This window comes from Segatella copri (assembly GCF_019127135.1).
Classification (GTDB): domain Bacteria; phylum Bacteroidota; class Bacteroidia; order Bacteroidales; family Bacteroidaceae; genus Prevotella.
Window position 1 is genome coordinate 1 of the sequence record NZ_JAHOEA010000059.1, and the last position, 19,199, is coordinate 19,199.

The 19,199-nt window shown below is 48.3% G+C and carries 16 protein-coding genes; 9 read left to right on the forward strand and 7 right to left on the reverse strand.

All coding sequences use genetic code 11. The features are described 5' to 3' along the window. Positions 1–122: 122 nt before the first annotated feature. Both KSW37_RS12825 and holA read right to left on the reverse strand, forming a co-directional pair. The gene (locus KSW37_RS12825; protein WP_217314779.1) at positions 123–668 is read right to left on the reverse strand and encodes a helix-turn-helix transcriptional regulator; all 546 of its coding nucleotides are present in this window, start codon (positions 666–668) and stop codon (positions 123–125) included. Positions 669–1,689: 1,021 nt separating this feature from the next. Next, on the reverse strand, positions 1,690–2,718 hold the full coding sequence (gene holA / locus KSW37_RS12830; protein WP_217314780.1) for a DNA polymerase III subunit delta: 1,029 nt from the start codon (positions 2,716–2,718) through the stop codon (positions 1,690–1,692). 252 nt (positions 2,719–2,970) lie between these two features. Here holA and KSW37_RS12835 point away from each other — a divergent pair, with 252 nt between their 5' ends. The 4 genes from KSW37_RS12835 to KSW37_RS12850 all read left to right on the forward strand — a co-directional run bounded on the left by KSW37_RS12835 (position 2,971) and on the right by KSW37_RS12850 (position 6,467). Continuing rightward, on the forward strand, positions 2,971–3,429 hold the full coding sequence (locus KSW37_RS12835; RefSeq protein ID WP_217314781.1) for a type I restriction enzyme HsdR N-terminal domain-containing protein: 459 nt from the start codon (positions 2,971–2,973) through the stop codon (positions 3,427–3,429). Between the two features lie 389 nt (positions 3,430–3,818). Next, positions 3,819–5,072, forward strand: coding sequence for a nucleotide sugar dehydrogenase (locus tag KSW37_RS12840; RefSeq protein WP_254368654.1), 1,254 nt, complete (start codon positions 3,819–3,821; stop codon positions 5,070–5,072). A gap of 102 nt (positions 5,073–5,174) precedes the next feature. Continuing rightward, positions 5,175–5,642 (forward strand): MaoC family dehydratase, encoded by a 468-nt coding sequence (locus KSW37_RS12845; protein ID WP_006847353.1) that lies wholly within the window; start codon positions 5,175–5,177, stop codon positions 5,640–5,642. 3 nt (positions 5,643–5,645) lie between these two features. After that, entirely contained in the window at positions 5,646–6,467 is an 822-nt protein-coding gene (locus KSW37_RS12850; RefSeq protein ID WP_217314782.1) for a TerB family tellurite resistance protein, read from the forward strand. 110 nt (positions 6,468–6,577) lie between these two features. Here the strand turns inward: KSW37_RS12850 and KSW37_RS12855 are convergent, their stop codons facing one another. Together KSW37_RS12855 and KSW37_RS12860 are read right to left on the reverse strand one after the other, a co-directional pair. Further along, positions 6,578–7,405 (reverse strand): zinc ribbon domain-containing protein, encoded by an 828-nt coding sequence (locus KSW37_RS12855; protein ID WP_217314783.1) that lies wholly within the window; start codon positions 7,403–7,405, stop codon positions 6,578–6,580. Between the two features lie 81 nt (positions 7,406–7,486). Next, on the reverse strand, positions 7,487–8,278 hold the full coding sequence (locus KSW37_RS12860) for a Nif3-like dinuclear metal center hexameric protein (protein WP_217314784.1): 792 nt from the start codon (positions 8,276–8,278) through the stop codon (positions 7,487–7,489). 276 nt (positions 8,279–8,554) lie between these two features. On the opposite strand from KSW37_RS12860, the gene KSW37_RS12865 reads away from it, so the two are divergent. From KSW37_RS12865 to KSW37_RS12875, 3 genes are all read left to right on the forward strand, one after another. Beyond that, complete coding sequence (locus tag KSW37_RS12865) at positions 8,555–9,685, forward strand: agmatine deiminase family protein (protein WP_217314785.1); 1,131 nt, start codon at positions 8,555–8,557, stop codon at positions 9,683–9,685. Positions 9,686–9,707: 22 nt separating this feature from the next. Continuing rightward, positions 9,708–10,583, forward strand: a complete 876-nt coding sequence (locus KSW37_RS12870) for a carbon-nitrogen hydrolase (RefSeq protein ID WP_217314786.1) — start codon at positions 9,708–9,710, stop codon at positions 10,581–10,583. A 307-nt stretch (positions 10,584–10,890) separates the two neighbouring features. Continuing rightward, positions 10,891–11,799 (forward strand): AEC family transporter, encoded by a 909-nt coding sequence (locus KSW37_RS12875; RefSeq protein WP_217314787.1) that lies wholly within the window; start codon positions 10,891–10,893, stop codon positions 11,797–11,799. 129 nt (positions 11,800–11,928) lie between these two features. Here the strand turns inward: KSW37_RS12875 and KSW37_RS12880 are convergent, their stop codons facing one another. Continuing rightward, complete coding sequence (locus KSW37_RS12880; protein WP_217314788.1) at positions 11,929–14,373, reverse strand: C10 family peptidase; 2,445 nt, start codon at positions 14,371–14,373, stop codon at positions 11,929–11,931. Between the two features lie 270 nt (positions 14,374–14,643). Here KSW37_RS12880 and KSW37_RS12885 point away from each other — a divergent pair, with 270 nt between their 5' ends. Further along, entirely contained in the window at positions 14,644–16,413 is a 1,770-nt protein-coding gene (locus KSW37_RS12885; protein WP_217314789.1) for an outer membrane beta-barrel family protein, read from the forward strand. A gap of 246 nt (positions 16,414–16,659) precedes the next feature. Next, positions 16,660–17,412 (forward strand): NigD1/NigD2 family lipoprotein, encoded by a 753-nt coding sequence (locus tag KSW37_RS12890; protein ID WP_217314790.1) that lies wholly within the window; start codon positions 16,660–16,662, stop codon positions 17,410–17,412. Between the two features lie 172 nt (positions 17,413–17,584). Here the strand turns inward: KSW37_RS12890 and KSW37_RS12895 are convergent, their stop codons facing one another. After that, positions 17,585–17,683, reverse strand: coding sequence for a smalltalk protein (locus tag KSW37_RS12895; RefSeq protein ID WP_217314791.1), 99 nt, complete (start codon positions 17,681–17,683; stop codon positions 17,585–17,587). Between the two features lie 112 nt (positions 17,684–17,795). Further along, positions 17,796–18,368, reverse strand: a complete 573-nt coding sequence (locus KSW37_RS12900) for an HU family DNA-binding protein (protein WP_217314792.1) — start codon at positions 18,366–18,368, stop codon at positions 17,796–17,798. Positions 18,369–19,199: the final 831 nt, after the last annotated feature.

Sequence of the window (19,199 nt, forward strand, 5' to 3'; positions counted from 1 at the left end):
CCATTATACCCAGGGCGATGCCCTGGGCTAGGAGCTTCTGCCCTTTCAGGGCGTGTTGGTGTTTACTTGCAAAAGTCCCTCAACCCTCCTTTATTTATTAAGAGCAAAGTTTTTTCACCCCTTTATTTTTTAGGAACGAAGGTTTCCCAGGTCTGATCATCGTAGAAAATACGGATTTCGGTGATTTTTCTTTGCGGTTTGTCTACATATTTTACCGCCGCTTGGGCGATATTTTTAGGTGTACGATTTACACCTTGCATTTGAGGCTGGTCAAAGAGCGAGGGAGAAGTAGGGGAGGCTGCGGCTCCTTCGGCTCCAAAATCGAGCATAGGCTCGGCAGAGGCGGCTCCAGAAGGCTGACTGCCCTGCTTCATCCCCTCAGCACCATCGGCTGCTCCCTGCATAATGCCCTGATGCATATCAGCACCACCCTCTTCGCTGCCACCCTGGGAAGCCTGGTTCTGATACATAGGAGGAGTACCGTAGAGTACCCAATAAACGTTTACCTGAGGAAAACTCTTATGGATGCCATCCACAATGCTGAGCGATGGATTGGTCTTCCCGTTGAAAATATTGCTCAGCGTAGCGGTCGAGATTCCGATCATCTGAGCGAAGTTTTGCTGAGTGAGGTGCTGGTCCTCCATCAGCTGTCTGATTCTATCTTTCATGCTCTAAAAATTTTAGCGTTCATTTTTCTACTGATACGATGTTTTATTTCCGAACAAGCCACTTTTGGGCCCTTTTTCGGTTGATTTTACAAAGATAAAGCAAAAATTTAGAATAACCAAACATTTCTGAATAAATTTAGATTTTTAAACTTTAGGTTTCTATTTATAAATTTAAATCACACTCACTCCGCCATCCGGTTTTTAGGTTTAGTCTTATAAATATAAACCTATCAATCAAAATATATTACGAACCTTTTCTTTATAAATTTTGGCTAAATCACTGATTATTCATACCCTAAAACACCTAAATAAAGGCATATAGAGCGATTTATGCAATATTTCCACCACACCTATGTAAAAATCTATGGTTTATAAAACAACTAAAATACATAACTAACTGGGTTTTCGCTACTTACAAATTCAAAATACAGCATGAATATTTATTCATTCATAACCATAAACACCCTATTTTATCTTTATTTTTATAAATATAAAACATAAATTCATGTATTCAGTTTTCTCGTATTTATATTTATAAATCAAAATCACCCATTTTGATTTATGAATTTAAAAACGTAAACTTAGGAAACGTAAACCTTAACAAATGCAAACGTCTGATTTTAGACAATGGGAAATGGCAAATTTTTCCATTTCTAGCGTATTCCAGCCCATCGGCAAGGAAACGGGCAAATTCGCGAGTAATGAAGAGGGTTAATTTAGCTAAGTTACTGATAACCAATAAAGTTAAATCTATTTTCAGGCGAAACCGAAAAATGGGCATCTAGCTCAAAAAATCGCTCAAATCCCCCATTTTTGCCCAAAAATCGCCCAAAATGAGCCCAGGTAAGCACCCCAAAAAGAGCCGGAAATCACCTATTTTGGGCAAATTTATAATGCTAAACGCTAGTTGGCTGCTTTCTGGAAACAGGCGGCAAAGAAGGCCGAAAACGGAAACGAGCTCCTGCCAAGAGAAAACTCTCAGCAGGAGCTCGCCTACTCTCCCCCACCTCGCTCTTCAGCATCAGTGAAGGATAAAAAAGATGAGTTCTTTCATCAGTTCACCCACCGGAGTGGATGGATTATCCAGTCCCTTTATCTTCGCATCCACCTCCTTGAACTTCTCAATAATCGCCATCACTTTCACGCCCGTATAGTTCCTCATTCCTGTAATATATTCGCGCGCCGCCCAAGCTGAGCGCAAATCCAGGAATTTTGCGAGCTCATTTTCGTTCTGCCTGTTGGGTGCATAATAAGCAATCATCAGGTTTTGGAAATAAGTAAAGAGCATCGGGAGAAGCGTGAAGAGAGAACCGCTCTTCGGGTTGTTGTCAAAATAATTTATTATCTGATTTGCCTTGAACACATCACGGCTGATGATGGCACTTCTCAGCTCGAAGGCATTGAAGTCTTTGCTCACCCCTATTTCTCGCTCCACAATCTCCGGAGTAACACGCCGGTCGTTCTCAGGAAGAGAAATGAGCAGTTTGTCGAGCTCGGAAGTGAGTCGGTGCAAATCTGCTCCCACATGATCAGCCACCATCTGGGTAGCCTTGGGTTCTATGGTTGCCTTGCGGGTCTTGAGATATGTCTCGATGAAGCCCGGCAGATTTCGGTCGTAGAGTTTCTTGCTCTCAAAAACCACACCCGCCTTGGCAGCGAGGGCAGAAAACTTTTTACGGCTGTCGAGCTTACCGTTTTTATAACAGAAAACAAGGATGGTTGTTTTTACCGGATTTTCGAGGTACTTCTCGAGCGCTTCCAAATTCCGCAAATTCTGAGCCTCTTTCACAACCACCACTCTATACTCCGCCATCATCGGGTAGCCCTTGCACAAATCTGCCACCTGCGCACCCGTAACATCTGCTCCGAAAACCACCGTCTGGTTGAAGTCACGCTCCTCAGGTTGGAGCACATTTTCAGAAATGTAGTCGCAGATTTTATCTATATAAAAGGGTTCCTCGCCCATCAGAACATAGACGGGCGAATACTTTCGAGCCTTCAGATCTTTCATGATAGACTCGTAACTTATTGCACTTTTCTTTTCTACCATTGGATTATTTTTTGTAACTTTGCACCCAGCAAACTCGGGGGTGCGGGCAAGCATTTGCTCCGCCTCCAGGTTCGCAGTTTTCTGAGGTGCAGTTTTCTGCTGCACTTCGACTGCAAAGTTACAAAAAATAAATTGAACTGCCTATATAAAATAGGTAGTTTTTGAAAAAGAGGTATGGTTAAAAGACCAAAAGAAACCCTATCATAAGACGGGGAAAGAAACATCATCATATATAATAAGGTATAGAAAAAAATGATTCGCTTAAATTTGCCATCTTTCGACATCAAGATTTCGGGCTCAAAACAGCATCCCCAGATACTGGATGTGCTGCGCCGGAAGTTCATCACGCTCACTCCCGAGGAGTGGGTGCGCCAGCATTTCGTTCATTTTCTCATCGAGCACAAGGGGTATCCTGCCTCGCTGCTCGCCAACGAAATCCAGCTGAAATGTGGCGACAAGGTACTGCGCGCCGACAGTGTGCTCTACTCCCGTGAGCTGCTGCCCCGCATGATTATCGAGTACAAAGCCCCTCACATCCCCATCACTCAGAAAGTGTTCGACCAGATTTCGGTCTACAATCTTCTGCTCCATGTCGACTTTCTTGTGGTGAGCAACGGACTGGAGCATTACATCTGCAAGATGGATTATGAAAGTAAAAAATATGTATTTTTAGAGACCATCCCCGATTATTCCGATTTATTGACATTATAAGGGTGCAGGAATGCCTGGATTTTTAAAGCTTTTGCCCTTACAGGGCGACAAGGTTGCGTCCGTAATTACCCAGGGCGATACCCTGGGCTAGGAGCTTCTGCCCTTTCAGGGCGTACTGCTTGCACCTATTGCTGAGCTATTCCCAGCCTTCAAAATTTGCGAATTTCCGCCCAACCGGCCATCCGTTTTTGAATTCGCGAATTTTGGAGGCCTTTTTTCTGCACTCCTTTTCCTCTCCCTTTTTGAGCACTCCTTTCTCTCCCATCCTCTTTCTCGCGTTATTTTTTAATAAAAAACCCATTTTCATTTTGTAGTCTCCTCCTTTTATACTATCTTTGCAACTAATATATATATATTAAGGTATAGACTGCCTAAAAGAACAGAAAGATATGGAGAATAAAAAGATAAAAATCGCCGTAGCCGGAACAGGATATGTAGGCCTGAGCATCGCTACCCTGCTGAGCCAGCATCATGAGGTGGTGGCAGTAGACGTGGTACCCGAAAAGGTAGAGCTCATCAACTCGCGCCGCTCGCCTATCCAGGACGAATACATAGAGAAATATCTGGCTGAAAAGGAACTCAACCTCAAAGCCACAACCGATGGAGAAGAAGCCTATAAGGATGCCGACTTCGTAGTGATTGCCACACCAACCAACTACGATCCGGTGAAAAACTACTTCGACACCTCGCACGTAGAAGAAGTCATCCGCCTGGTGATGCAGGTGAATCCCGATGCCATCATGGTCATCAAGAGCACCATCCCGGTAGGCTACACCGAAAGCATCCGCCAGAAAACAGGCAGCAAGAACATCATCTTCGCTCCCGAATTCCTGCGCGAGAGCAAGGCACTCTACGACAACCTCTACCCGAGCCGCATCATCGTAGGCAGACCGAACGGTGACGAGCGACTGGAGCAGGCAGCCCGCACCTTTGCAGAACTGCTGAAAGAGGGAGCCATCAAGCAAGACATAGAAACCCTGTTCATGGGACTTACCGAGGCAGAAGCCGTGAAACTCTTCGCCAACACGTACCTCGCCCTGCGCGTGAGCTACTTCAACGAGCTGGATACCTACGCCGAAATGAAGGGCCTCGACACCAAGGCGATTATCGACGGAGTGGGTCTGGACCCTCGCATCGGCACCTTCTACAACAACCCTTCCTTCGGATACGGCGGCTACTGTCTGCCGAAAGATACCAAGCAGCTGCTCGCCAACTATGCCGATGTACCTGAGAACCTGATTCAGGCGATTGTAGAGAGCAACCGCACCCGCAAGGATTTCATCGCCGACCGCGTGCTGAACATGGCCGGCTACTACGATTATGCCAACCAGAACAACTTCAGCGAGGAGGAAGAGAAGCCTTGCACCATCGGCGTATACCGCCTCACGATGAAGAGCAACAGCGACAACTTCCGCCAGAGCAGCATACAGGGTGTGATGAAACGCATCAAGGCAAAGGGCGCGCAGGTCATCATCTACGAGCCTACGCTGAAAGACGGAACCACCTTCTTCGGAAGCCGCATCGTAAACAACCTGGATGCCTTCAAGCAGCAGAGCCAGGCCATCATCGCCAACCGGTATGACAAATGCCTGGATGATGTGGAAGAGAAGGTTTACACCCGCGATATTTTCAGAAGAGACTGATTTGAGTTAATAGTTAATAGTTGAACGTTAACAGTTGAAAGCTGAAGACAGAAGACGGAAAATAGGAAACAATAATATTTATAATAAAGAGAAAAATAAGAAATGGCAAAATTAGTAATCAATTCCTACGAGGAATTTGCATCTCACCTCGGTGAGAAGTTAGGAGAATCAGACTGGTTGCAGATTGACCAGGACCGTATCAACAAGTTCGCAGACGCTACACTCGACCCACAGTGGATTCACGTAGACGTAGAGCGCGCCAAGGTAGAGAGCCCTTACCACAGCACCATCGCTCACGGTTACCTCACCCTCTCTGTACTCCCATACCTCTGGCAGCAGATTATCGAGGTAAATAACCTCAAGATGCTCGTAAACTACGGCATGGACAAGATGAAGTTCGGCCAGCCAGTCATCACCGGTTCACGCGTGCGCCTGGTAGCCACTCTCCACGACATCCAGAACATCCGTGGCATCTGCAAGACCAGCATCAAGTTTGACATCGAAATAGAAGGTCAGCGCAAGCCAGCCCTCTCAGGCATCGCTTCTTTCCTCTACTATTTCAACAACTAAAAAATGGCAGCAGGTAAATGGATAGGTGGTGTGCTCGGCTTCATCACAGCCGGTCCGCTCGGAGCCCTGGCAGGTTATGCCCTCGGTTCGCTCTTTGATCACGGACTGAATGCGGTAAACCGCGACGGCGACCACCATTACAACAACGCCTACGATGCCTACAGCGGCCGCCAGAGCTACGGCCGCCAGCAGAGCTATGAGGGAGAGCGAAACTCCTTCATGTTCTCGCTGCTGGTGCTCAGTTCCTACATCATCAATGCAGATGGCAAGATTATGCATTCTGAGATGGAGCTGGTGCGCCGCTTCCTGCGTCAGAATTTCGGCGAGGCTGCCAAGCAGCAGGGCGAGGAAATCCTTCTCAAACTCTTTGAGCAGCAGAAGCAGATGGGCATGCAGCAGTACCGTTCGGTGATACAGGACAGCTGCCACCAGATACGTGCCAACATGATGTATGAGCAGCGCCTGCAGTTGCTCAATTTCCTCGTCATGATAGCCAAGGCCGATGGAGTTGTGAATCCTCAGGAGATTCAGGCGCTCAAGGAGATGGCCATCCACATGGGACTTTCTGCCGAGGATGTAGACCAGATGCTGAACCTGGAGAGCGGGGCTTCTTCAACAGGCAGCCTGGATGATGCCTACCGTGTTCTGGGCATCAGTCCTGACGCCTCAAACGATGAGGTGAAGGCCGCTTACCGCAAGATGGCGCTCAAGCATCATCCTGACAAGGTAGCAGCGCTGGGCGAAGATGTGCGCCGTGCAGCCGAGAAGAAATTCCAGGAAATCAACGACGCCAAAGACCGCATCTACAAGGCACGAGGACTCTAGATTTCAGATTAGGATATTACAAAGGAGTTAAGACTGATTGTCCCTAGCTGCTTGAAAACAAAAAAAATAAAGGCTCGCCAAGCAATTTTGGCGAGCCTTCATTGTATCTTTTAATCCTCATCCTCAGTCTTTTTTCTGCGGATAGAGCGCTTGCGCTTTGGCTTCTCCTCTGTCTTAGGAGACTCAATCTTAACACCAGCCAATTCTGGGTCGATGAGGATACGGCCACAATACTCACAAGGGATAATCTTCTTGTGCATCTTGATGTCGAGCTGGCGCTGAGGTGGAATCTTGTTGAAGCAACCGCCACATGCGTCACGCTGCACGTAAACGATACCCAAACCGTTGCGGGCACCATTACGGATGCGCTTGAAGCTCTGGAGCAAACGTGGCTCAATCTTCTTCTCGAGCTCGAATGCCTTCTCCTTCAAATTCTCCTCCTCCTCACGGGTCTCAGCCATGATAGACTCAAGCTCAGAACGCTTCATTACCAAGCCCTTCTCGCGGTCAGCCTTCTGGTCCTCAGCCTTGTGAAGGTCGTACAGACGCTCGTTAATCATCTGCTGAGCCTCACGAATCTTCTTGCTGCAAAGCTCGATTTCCAGCTCCTGGAACTCGATTTCCTTGCTCAAAGTATCATACTCGCGGTTGTTGCTTACCATTTCGAGCTGCTTCTTGTAACGCTCCACGCTAGCCTGAGCATCCTCAATCTCGTGCTGCTTCTGATTAATGGCGCGGTCAAACTGCTCAATATCGGTCTGGATTTTCTCGATACGGGTGGTGAGACCAGCAATATCGTCTTCCAAATCCTGAACTTCGAGAGGCAACTCACCTCTCAACGCACGCTTTTCATCAATTGCAGACAAGGTGGTCTGAAGCTGATAGAGAGCCTTCAATTTCTCTTCCACTGTCAAATCTGTAGGATCTTTCTTTGCCATAATTCCTTATTTAAATGTTAAATGTTTAATGTTAAAGTTAAAATTGGGCTTGCGCCCTTCCAGCCATCTTATAAACTGAAGTTATAAATACAAAATCGGATTCGTATTTATCTCCGAGATGCAGCATTTGGCATCAGGGAAATTCTCCTGGATGATGCTGCGGAAGATTTCGCCCGTAAACTGCTCACTCTGATAGTGGCCGATGACGCAGATCTGAATCTCCTGCTCGTGGCCGAAATACTCGTGGTAGCTCATCTCGCCCGTGATGAAGGCATCGGCACCCGCCTTGATGGCTGCGTCGAGCAGAAAAGCACCCGATCCGCCGCAGAGCGCCACCTTCCTGATAGGACGACGGAGCAACTGGTTGCACTGCACGCACTCCACGCCAAACCGCTCCTTGAGCATCAGCACCAGGTCATCGGCAGCCATATCCTCAGCCACCTCTCCGATGACGCCCTCGCCACCTTTCACGCCGTCCACTTCCTTCTCGCCAGCAAAGAACTGCACGTTTTCCAGTCCCAGTTTCTCGGCAATCTTGAAGTTCACGCCGCCCGCAGCCGCATCCATGTTGGTATGCATTGCCACGATGGTAATATCATTCTTAATCGCCTTGCGCACGGTACGCTGCACGTAGTTCTCGTCCGAGATTCTCGCCAGTTTGCGGAATATCAGCGGATGATGGCTCACGATGAGGTTGCAGCCCTTCTGGATAGCCTCTTCAACCACAGCTTCAGTAACGTCAAGACACAACAATGCCCCTGACATTTCTACCGCCTCTGTCAATCCAACTTGCAGGCCGGCATTATCATATCCTTCCTGCAAGGGCAGAGGCGCGTAATGTTCAAGGGCATCAACTACCTGTTTAATTTTCACGCTCCTATTCAATATTTTATTTTTTAGACTGCAAAGTTACTCATTTTTCCCCGATTTTATCTCCATACAGCCCTCCGTTTAAACTTTTTTAATATAAAGTTTCGCTTTTGCGCAAAATATTTCATAAAAACAGCCGATAGTTGTAGATTTTTTATTAATTTTGCAAGCATACTTCATAAAAGCAGAACGGAGCCCGTCCCCAAGGAAAGGTTCCCGATGACGAACAGAGTATAATAAATTGGTATAGAACATCATATAATAAAAATGGTATAGCTTATGCATCAATCTACATTACCTTGCGATTTCGCACTCCCTGCCGAATGGGAGCCACAGAGCGCCATCATGCTCACATGGCCACATGCCGGCACCGACTGGAAGCCGTATCTGCCTGAAATTACAGATACTTATCTCGAACTGGCAGATATCATCACGCGCTACGAGCAGCTGCTTGTGGCCACACCCGATGTGCCCGCCACCCGATACCAGCTCAAGAAAAAGCTCTCTGCCGAGCAGATGAGCCGCGTGCTGCTCTACGAGGTGGAAAGTAATGATACCTGGGTGCGCGACCACGGACCCCTCACCATGGTGCTGCGCAGAAAGCAGAACACCTGGATGGTACCTTACCGCATACTCGACTTCAAGTTCAACGGATGGGGCGAAAAGTTCAGATGGGAGAAGGACAATGCCATCACCCTGAAACTATACTATCAGGCAGCCTTCAATGCCGATATTGAGAACCACCAGGGCTTCGTGCTCGAAGGAGGAAGCATCGAGAGCGACGGAAAGGGTACGCTCTTCACCACCTCACAGTGCCTGCTGGCGCCTCACCGCAACCAGCCGCTCGACCACGACAGCATCGACCATCTGCTGCAGACTTTCTTCCAGCTCAAGAGAGTCGTCTGGCTGGATCACGGCAATCTGATTGGCGATGATACCGACGGCCACATCGACACCATCGTGAGAGTGGCTCCGCACGACACCTTATTATATGTAGGCTGCGACAATCCGGAAGATGAGCAGTATGAGGACTTCCAGGCGCTGGAAAAGCAGCTCAAGAGCCTCTTTACCTGGGAGGGATATCCATACCGCCTGCTCAAACTGCCGATGCCCGACCCAATCTATGATGAGGGCGACTGCCTCACCACCAACCCTGAGAGCGAGGGAGACCGACTGCCAGCCACCTACGCCAACTTCCTGATACTCAACAAGGCTGTGATTTATCCAACCTATAATCAGCCAGAAAAGGACGAAGAGGCACGCAAGCAGATTCAGCTCGCCTTCCCCGACCGCGAAATCATCGGCGTAGATTCGCAGACCATCATCCGCCAGCATGGCAGCATCCACTGCATCACCATGCAGCTTCCTGAAGGAGCCCTCAGAGACTCAACATCAACATTTAACATTTAACATTCAACATTAAAAATTAAATATGAAAGTCGGTTTATTACAACTTCATAATACGGCAAATATCGCCAACAACAAGCAGCGCCTGGCAGAAGGCATCATCGACCTCGCCCATCGCGGCGCAGAGCTCATCGTGCTTCAGGAACTTCATAACTCCCTCTATTTCTGTCAGGTAGAGGATGTTGACCTCTTCGACCTCGCAGAGCCTATTCCGGGCCCTTCAACCGATTTCTACGGCAAGCTTGCCAAGGATCTCGGCGTCGTCATCGTCACCTCCCTCTTCGAGCGCCGCGCTCCGGGTCTCTACCACAATACAGCGGTAGTGATGGAGAAGGATGGAAGCATAGCCGGAAAATACCGCAAGATGCACATCCCCGACGATCCTGCCTACTACGAGAAGTTCTATTTCACACCGGGCGACCTCGGTTTTCACCCTATCCAGACTTCCGTAGGCAAGCTCGGCGTGCTGGTTTGCTGGGACCAGTGGTATCCCGAAGCAGCCCGTCTGATGGCGCTGCAGGGAGCCGAAATGCTCATCTATCCTACCGCCATCGGCTACGCTACCTATGATACCGAGGAGGAGCAGCAGCGCCAGCGCGAGGCGTGGACTACCGTAATGCGTGGCCATGCCGTAGCCAACGGATTGCCGGTCATCGCCGTAAACCGCGTAGGTTTCGAGCCTGATCCTAGCGGTCAGACCGAGGGCATCCAGTTCTGGGGCAGCAGTTTCGTAGCCGGTCCTCAGGGCGAGCTCTACTACCGTGCCAGCGATCAGGAAGAAGAGAGCCTGGTGGTAGATATCGACCTGAAGCACAGCGAGAATGTGCGCCGCTGGTGGCCATTCCTCCGCGACCGCCGCATCGAGAACTACGGAGATATCACCAAGCGATTTATTGATTAAACCAAGTTTCGCAAGCGGTTTAAGTACGGGCGGCCCAAAAGCTCCAGAAGCAGCACGCCCTGAAAGGGCAGAAGCTCCTAGCCCAGGGCAGCGCCCTGGGTATAATGGCAATCAGCAAGACGCCCTGTAAGGGCAAAAGCCTTCTGTTTTGCCTGGAGTTTTAAAGCTTTTGCCCTTACAGGGCGACAGGTTTGCGTCCGTATTAACCCAGGGCGCTGCCCTGGGCTAGGAGCTGCTGCCCTTTCAGGGCGTATGGGGCTTACATTCAAAAAGCTTAATATATATAAGGTATAGATTTTCAGGATAAATGAAGAATTTGGAAGTGATGGTGATACTTTTCATCATCGTGATTTTAGGTTACGTCGCCTGCAAATTGGGATATATGGGCGACAAGTTTGACAAGAAGTTATCCAGCATGGTGGTAGATATCACCTGTCCTCTGCTGGTGCTCTCGTCAGTAATGGGCGATGAGCTGCCCGACCGCACGCTCATTCTTCCCCTTCTGGGCGTAGGTTTCCTTACCTACATCCTTTTGCTGGTATTCGGTTTCTGGGTACCGCGTCTCATCACTCGCAATCATGATGACCAGGGCATGATAGGTTTTGCGCTGATGTTCGCCAACGTAGGTTTCATCGGCTACCCTATCGTTTCGAGCATATTCGGTCCGAAAGCCATTTTTTATGCAGCCTTGCTCAACATGCCAAACACCTTTTTTATTTTTACGGCAGGTGTCATGCTCATCAAGGGCGAGTACAGCATCAAGCAGTTCAATCCTAAGGTACTGTTTTCTCCGGCTCTTCTGGGTGCCTTCGTTGCCGCCATTCTGGTAGCCTTCGGGGTACATACGCCTGATATCATTGCGCGTCCGGTAACGATGGTGGGCAACATTACGGTTCCTGCAGCCCTGATGATTATCGGTTCCTCGATGGCTAAGTTGCCGGTGAAGGAGATTATCGGCAGTCCTAAGGTATACCTCTCCTCGTTCTTGCGTCTTGCTGTAGTTCCTCTGAGCATTTATTTTCTGTTCAAGGTATGTGGTGTAAGCGATCAGGTCAACGACATCAATACGGTTGTCATTGCGATGCCCGTAGCCAGTTTCGGCACGATGTTTTGTCTGAAATACGGCCGCAATCCTTCGCTCATCACCGAGATGACGTTCATCACCACGGTTGGCAGCATCATCACCATCCCGCTCATCACCCTCCTCTTTTCGTAATGCAGGAAGGGTGAAATGCCTGGCGTACTTGCGTATCTTACTGCAAAAATCCCCTGATGCTACAGAGAGCACCAGGGGATTCTTATCTTTTAATTGTAATAATCAACACTCAACATTCAACACTCAACATTACTTCGCGCTGATTTTCTTTCCATTCTGGATATAGATACCCTTCTTCATCGCCTCAGTTATGCGGCGGCCGTTCAGGTCATAAATCGCCTTATTGCCTGTTTCCTTATCCAATGTTACAGAATGGATGCCGGTAGGCTCCAGATCCTCTACCACATTATCAAAGTATTTAATCCAGTTCTTGGTGTATTGATGAGCCTCATATTTCGCCTTGCTGCCCGGATAGAGATGCAGCGTACGATACAACTGACTGCTCTTGCTGGCAAATACACACCAGCTTATCCAGTAAGGAGCCTCCTTATGCCGCATATATACATCCTTCAATTCGAAGCAGGCAAAGAATGTGTTGCGGCCGAACTCCTTTATTGTCTCAGGCAAATCTATCTCCTTCAGTTTGGTTGCCCTGAAAGCATTGAAGCCTAACTCCCTGACACCGGCTGGCATCTTGAAATGCTCCAGAGTGGCATTGCCTTCAAATGCATATTTAGGAACCATATCAGCCTTGCTGTCTTCATAAGCCATCACCTTGGCACCGCTCAGGTCGATGCTCTTAAACTTATGACTCGCCAACTCATCAAAGTCGCGCTTGTCAATCTCGCCGTTTACCTTGATATTTCTGTATACATAATAGTCAGGATTTCCGTTAGCAAGTGCTTGCTTCAGCATTCCAGCCCCCATCAGGTTGATTGTGGTATCCTTTTCCTGATAGCTGCGATAAGTCTTAACCTCAAGGGTATAAACCGGTTTGGTACCAAAGAAAGAGTTTGCCTTTTCTTCACCCAATTTTACATTTTCAACAGTATTACCATCCAAATCAACAAAATATTTTGCAATACCAGTCTCTATATTCAGATGATAATAATGAGTGGTTCCGAGGATAGGTTTGCCCTTATAAGTAGGATTATACCATCCAGCACCAGCAGGCTTATAAGAGGCTCCTTCACCCAAAATCGTCTTTACCTCATACGTAAGAGGCTCATATCCCGTTGCAGGCAGACGCATTCTCTCATAGGAAGGATCATACAGTTCAATATACTCTTCAGAACCATTTTCTTTAGCCATAATAGCCAAATAATCACCAGGTTCAGCATCAACTGTACTCTTTGAATAGAAAGTATAGCTAGGGTAATAAGAACCTACCTTAAATTCATTAAAGGTATCAGTACATACGATTTCCCGAATCTCTCCCTTAGCATTCATCAGAGCTACTACAACCTCTCCGGTAAACGCATGATCTCCATTATTTGCGATAGGCAAAGAATAAACATTAAACTTCTGTCCCTTCTTCACATCGGTAATATTCATATTCAGTACCTGCATCAGACCATCGTACTTCAAGAATCCCAAACTTGAAACTTTCTCCTTTCCATCAGATGGCTGCAGACCGATTACTGCCGTCTGTCCTATATTATATTTATCGCCCGTTGGCTTTCCTGCGCTTTCCGGATTCAGGGCTCCTATCTGGTAGAAGCCATTACAATAGCCGCCCCAGCCCCAGTTTACGCTGAAGCTTTCGTCCTTGTATCCGTCGATGATGAAGGAATGGCCGCCAGCCGAAGCATCGGAAGCAGAATAGAGAATCGGACGGTTGGCATCAATCTCGCCACGCAGTTTCGCATTCCATGCCTCAGCCTCCATATCATCTATTGACGCCAGATACGTAAGCTTGCTGTAGCCGAAATACGTCTGCAGGGCAGATATCATATTACCGATATACGCACCACTTCCGTTCTTAGCATACTGCATCTCCACAGCCACACCGAGGTCTGCCATCAGTCTTGCTACGCCGTCGAAAGCGGCATCGTTTGTGCCGTCATATTTAGCAGGCATGCTTGCCCAATCATAATCGTGCTCGAAATTGGCAGTCAGGGTCTTGCCGTTCCAGGTATAAGAATGGCTTCCGGTACCCTTGACAGGATGGCCGTGGTGCTTCATCACGATGGCTCCAGCCGTTGCTACACAGCCTGTTACATAGTTGTTTGGCGTATACTTGTTGAAAGGAGCATACTGGTTCCATTCTGCGGTTTTGAGCAGTTTTTCGCCTGTAAAAGCGGCTCTCGTGGCAGTCCGGTTCGCTACATAATTGTCGCCCAGCGCTGCAATCTGCCGTTCATAGCTCTTCAGCAGGTCCTTCAGTCCGTCAGGCAGATTTTCGGCATCAAATGATCCCGTTGAGGTATAGCCCAATACTGGCGTTACGGCATCATCACCAGCGATAATGACGAATCCGCCTGCGTCGTTATTGAATACATAGTAAGCATCTGAGCGCGATGCGGTAGTGGCCGCCCTGCTCTTCGCCTTTGCCTTCTGCGGCATCTGTTTTCCCCAGAAACTGTAGGCCTGTTGCTGAGCCTGCCATTGTGTGATTCGCTTGGCCTGCAGAGAAGAGTATCCCAGAGCCAGCAACAATACCAATAGGAATTGGAAGTGTAATAGTCGCTTCATAAGTTCTTATCTTTAAAGGGTTATTATATAATATGTATAGTTCTTAGAAATTTCTTCTTTTGCAAAGATAATGTTTTTTTAAATGCCACGCAAGTTTTATGCCCTCTTTTTTCGCCCCGCTCCCCACTTTTTTACGCAATGACACCTTTTTTACGCATTGAACGATAAAATAAGTCTCCATTTTTTCGTTATTCCCCGATTTTTGCCTTATCTTTGCAAATAGATTTGGAATGAAGCAATCCTTTTGCCAATAATATAAATTAGAAAAAAATGAAGATAAACAACAGTACGAAGAAAAGCCTGCTGATCATCGCACTCGCAATGGCCAGCACTACTTACCAGACACAGGCCGCCCCGATAGAACATATCGGCGACAGATACATCATGCATGTTCCTGAAATGGAACTCACAGGCGAAGAATCACTCCTCGATGTGCTCATGATGTGCCCGGAAGTCATCTCGCTCGACGGCAACAACATCATCGGCGGAGATCCATTCGCCAACCTCTACGGCAAGTTCGTCATCCGTATCGACAACCAGGAATACGGACTCGATTACGCCACCTTCCTCCACCATTTCAAGGCTCGGGAGATTGAAACCATCAAGGTGTGCCAGAACGCCGAAGTGATGAAGGGATGCAGCAGTCTGAAGAAAGTCATCGACATCACACTGCGGAAGAAGGAGAACGGAACCACCGGCAGATGGGGACTCTTCGGTGATACCTACGGCGGCGCAAAAGGCATCGTCAGCGTCATCAGCCAGCAGGATAAACTCCGTGTGCTCAGTCATGTAGAAGGCAACTTCCAGCGCACCTCCAGCAGCGATAAGGATGCCTACCAGGGCATCTCAGGAACCACCGTGAACCACTACTCCCACGAGGGTGCCAAACTCAATCTGCTCTGGACACCTACCGCGAAGGATGTGCTCGAAATTGATGCGATGCAGACCTACACCCGCAACCATTTCACCCACACCCCAGCCGATTACGTGCGCGCCTATCATCTGCAGGCCGACTATACCCGCACGCTCGCCGACAACGGCTCCAGCATCCTCTTTACCCTCGGTGCCGAGCATATCAGCGACAACGGACGCACGCTGGAAGAAACCCAGACTGCGCCCTACCAGAACCACTCCACCTACCCCTTCATGGTGGTAGAATACGCCACTCCGGTCGTCACCTCCAATCTCTGGATTACGGCTGGTTTCGAGGGCGGTCTCTCCATCGAGAAGAACTGCATCGCCGGTTACACCAACCATTCCAACTACCAGGACTTCTACGCCCAGCTGGATTACAACATCGGCAAGTGGGGATTCATGGCAGGTGACCGCTTCCGCATCATCAACTTCCGTCCTAAGCAGATTGCGCCGGAAGAACACTGGAAGCATACCACGCGCAACCATATCTACTCGGCGAGCGCCTATTACAGTTTCACGCCGGGTCATACCCTGCAGGCCACCTACTGCCGCCGCATCTTCAATCCCGAGTTTGGCGATTTCGTTACCGCGGGCGATATGGAGGGTGCCTGGCAGCCGGTTTATACCGCCGATATCGGCAACAGCATGGCGAATGTGGTAGAGCTCAAGCATACCTACAGCCGCCCTGCCTTCGTGCTCAGCACCTCGGTGAAGAACATCCACCAGCATCGGCTCAGCACCATCCACGACAATACGCTCGGCATCGGCACCACCGCCTTCTGGCACAAGGGCATCCTTCGCCTCACAGCCGGAGTCAACTACTTCTGGCAGCGCAGCGAAACCCCTTCTGAGGAGGCTCAGCAGCGCAATGCAGAGTACAATCATTTTGCCGTGTTCAAGTTGGCACCGCAGCTCACAATGGCCGATGGCTGGCGCTTTACGGGCAACCTCATCTGGTGTACCCGCCGCCGCAGCGAAGCCTACACCCCGGCTAATCTCTATGCCGAGGTGGGGGTATACAAGAATCTGGGCAAGCACTGGACGCTCGAAGGCCGCTTCCACGATATGGCGAGCCAGCACTTCGGCAACCGCGCTGCCACCATCGGCTGCACGTATTACTTTTAACATATCAGGAAGTTAAAGGAGTTAAGGAGTTAAGACGTATGTCTTGCTGCTTAAAAAACTACACCAAAAAGACTATTGTCTTAACTCCTCAGCGACCGTAGGGAGCGATAACTTCTTTAACTCCTTTAACTCCTGAACTTGCGAAAATTACTTTTAACAATCTTTTTCTAAATCAGATGCAAGATTTCTGTTCCTTTCTCATTTTCTTATCAGAAAGTGAAACAATAAAAGAAAGGAACATTATATATGAGAAAAATTGATTTCAAGAAGATCGGGCTGGCAGCGATGATGCTCCTGTCGGCCCTCACATTCCAGTCATGTGATAGCGATAACGATACCGACTGGGACCGCGTTTTCCCTAACGCACTGGTAACCGTGAAGAAGAGTGGCGATGCCTGCTATCTGCAGCTCGACGACAACACCACGCTGCTCGCCAAGAACCTGAAACCAACCATCTTTGATGGCAAGGAGGTTCGTGCCCTCGTCAACTACTCCCAGACCTCGGAGAAGAGCGAGATATACAACCAGGTGATTCACGTCAACTGGATAGACAGCATCCTGACCAAGAAGCCAGTTCCATCGCTCGGTTCAGATATCGAGAACAGCAAGAAGTATGGCAACAGCCAGGTAGAAATCGTGCGCGACTGGGTAACGGTGGCAGAAGATGGCTATCTCACCCTCCGTTTCCGTGCTCTCTGGGGCGGTCAGAAGGTGCATTACATCAACCTCGTTACGGGCGTGAATCCTGAGAATCCTTACGAGGTAGAGCTCCGTCACAATGCCAATGGCGATCCTCAGAACTACGTGCGTGATGCCCTTGTAGCGTTCAATCTGAACGATGTCGTGCCTGATACAGAAGGCAAGACAGTGAAGCTCACCATCCGCTGGCGTTCCAGCCAGGGCTACAAGAAGGTAGATTTCGATTACTGTTCGCGCAAGCCTATCAGCAGCCCGAAGATGCTCGAAGGATACAGCCAGGAAGGAAGAGACATCCGATAAACGAAGAAGAAAAACAGATAAAACAAAAGCCCCGATGCATCATGCACCGGGGCTTTTTTAGTTGATAGTTTATAGGGGGTTAACGCCGTAAAGCAAGGCTGCCCTATCAACTATTAACTATAAATTATTACCTAACCGAAAGGGGGCTAAGGTTCTTTTTACTTTTTTACCTTTAAAAGCTGCTGCAGCTAGTTACACCGAGTGTGGTAGCGATAGCTGTGAGAAAGGAGATTGCAATTTGCAAAATTGTTTTCCAGGTACTTGTTTTCATAATCTTTAATTTTTAAATGTTAAGTGTTTACTTTTTTAATGTTAAATGTTAAATGTTAACTTGGTGGGGTGCGCAAGGCCGTTTGGCGGGCTTGCGCTTCCCCTGTCAGGCGTTAGCCCATGTTGCCGGCGTCACCTTCAGTTCCGCCGCCTTCCTGAGAACCGCCGCCCTGGGTATTGTCACCGGTTGTGCCAAAACCACCCTGGTTAGTGCCGGAGCCACCCTGGTCAGTGCCACCACCGGTGGTACCACCGCCTGCCTCATCAGTGCCGGTATAACCGCCGTACTCCTGAATCTTGCACTTCTTGCGAAGTTCCGAGTTGCTCCAGCTTTTCATGTTACGTACAATCAAATGCACGCCCTCCACGCTGGCAGCAGTTACCTTCTCCTTGGTATCCTCCGCCTTCGAAGTCATACCGATGGAGAACAGACCGAGATCAGAGAGACGCACGCTCTTGCCATCGAGAATCAACTCCTGCAGATGGTCGAGAGCATCCATCAGCACACCGTGAATAGTACCACGAGAGTAAGGCGAACCGTGGTCAGAGATGTGCGATACGAATCCCTCGAAATCCACCTCGCGGTCGGTTACAGCAGTGGCATACCACTTTTTCTTACCAGCGTTCTCGCCGCTCTGTGGTGTACGCTGCAATTTACGATACTTCAATGTTCCTTTCTGTTCCATGATGTTAAATTATTAAAGGGTTAATATAAATGTTATTGACTGATATTCAGTTATTATCTTACTTCGAATCACGATGCAAAGGTACGGCAATTTTCTGATATTACCAAATTTCACCCTGCAGAGTTATGTTAAACGGATTTAACACTTCGAGCGCATCCGGTTAATCTTACCAACTCATAATTTATCGGGCGAGAAAACTATATTTTGTAAAAAGTTTTTCTATGCTTTCTTACTCCGAAAACAGCAGGAAGCAAGAATTCATCCATCAATACCTCCACCTTCCCCAACCCCAAAAGTGTGACAGTTGTGACAGTTGTGACAGTTTTCAGCGCCTACCCCCACCTCCCACTCTTTAGAGGTAACTTATTATATATATAACTATATATATAATAAGTTAAATATAATAATAACAATTTGAAAGCAGCCCGAGTTCATATACCCCTCCGCTGAAAACTGTCACAACTGTCACAACTGTCACAACTGTAACGCTCTCTCAATCCTTCTCCTCTCCTTCTCCCTCCATCCAGTTTTGTAAAGAAAAGAGGAATATTAGGGTCCGCTAGGCGTTCTCCCTCACCTCTAAGCAACTCGTCAGCTGCCGAAACGTAAAAGTGCGGCTCATGTTGCCTTCAACCACCTTGCAGAGATAGAACAAGGCTGCATTTATGGTGTCGCATTTGGAAACAATTAACATAGCCGATGATTTCGATACAAAATAAATCTTTTCTCACGAAAACACAAAAGAAAAAGCCCAAAAACTTGCAGAAAAGAGAAATTGTGGTTTAACGATTTTAGTTGACCACTTTTAGCTTTATTTGTAAGACGAGTTGA

Coding starts and splice junctions, on each gene's coding strand:
- KSW37_RS12885 (WP_217314789.1), top strand. CDS start 14,644: ATGAAGATAAACAACAGTACGAAGAAAAGCCTGCTGATCATCGCACTC.
- KSW37_RS12855 (WP_217314783.1), bottom strand. CDS start 7,405: ATGGCAAAGAAAGATCCTACAGATTTGACAGTGGAAGAGAAATTGAAG.
- KSW37_RS12870 (WP_217314786.1), top strand. CDS start 9,708: ATGAAAGTCGGTTTATTACAACTTCATAATACGGCAAATATCGCCAAC.
- KSW37_RS12895 (WP_217314791.1), bottom strand. CDS start 17,683: ATGAAAACAAGTACCTGGAAAACAATTTTGCAAATTGCAATCTCCTTT.
- KSW37_RS12890 (WP_217314790.1), top strand. CDS start 16,660: ATGAGAAAAATTGATTTCAAGAAGATCGGGCTGGCAGCGATGATGCTC.
- KSW37_RS12880 (WP_217314788.1), bottom strand. CDS start 14,373: ATGAAGCGACTATTACACTTCCAATTCCTATTGGTATTGTTGCTGGCT.
- holA (WP_217314780.1), bottom strand. CDS start 2,718: ATGGTAGAAAAGAAAAGTGCAATAAGTTACGAGTCTATCATGAAAGAT.
- KSW37_RS12865 (WP_217314785.1), top strand. CDS start 8,555: ATGCATCAATCTACATTACCTTGCGATTTCGCACTCCCTGCCGAATGG.
- KSW37_RS12850 (WP_217314782.1), top strand. CDS start 5,646: ATGGCAGCAGGTAAATGGATAGGTGGTGTGCTCGGCTTCATCACAGCC.
- KSW37_RS12835 (WP_217314781.1), top strand. CDS start 2,971: ATGATTCGCTTAAATTTGCCATCTTTCGACATCAAGATTTCGGGCTCA.
- KSW37_RS12840 (WP_254368654.1), top strand. CDS start 3,819: ATGGAGAATAAAAAGATAAAAATCGCCGTAGCCGGAACAGGATATGTA.
- KSW37_RS12900 (WP_217314792.1), bottom strand. CDS start 18,368: ATGGAACAGAAAGGAACATTGAAGTATCGTAAATTGCAGCGTACACCA.
- KSW37_RS12875 (WP_217314787.1), top strand. CDS start 10,891: ATGAAGAATTTGGAAGTGATGGTGATACTTTTCATCATCGTGATTTTA.
- KSW37_RS12825 (WP_217314779.1), bottom strand. CDS start 668: ATGAAAGATAGAATCAGACAGCTGATGGAGGACCAGCACCTCACTCAG.
- KSW37_RS12845 (WP_006847353.1), top strand. CDS start 5,175: ATGGCAAAATTAGTAATCAATTCCTACGAGGAATTTGCATCTCACCTC.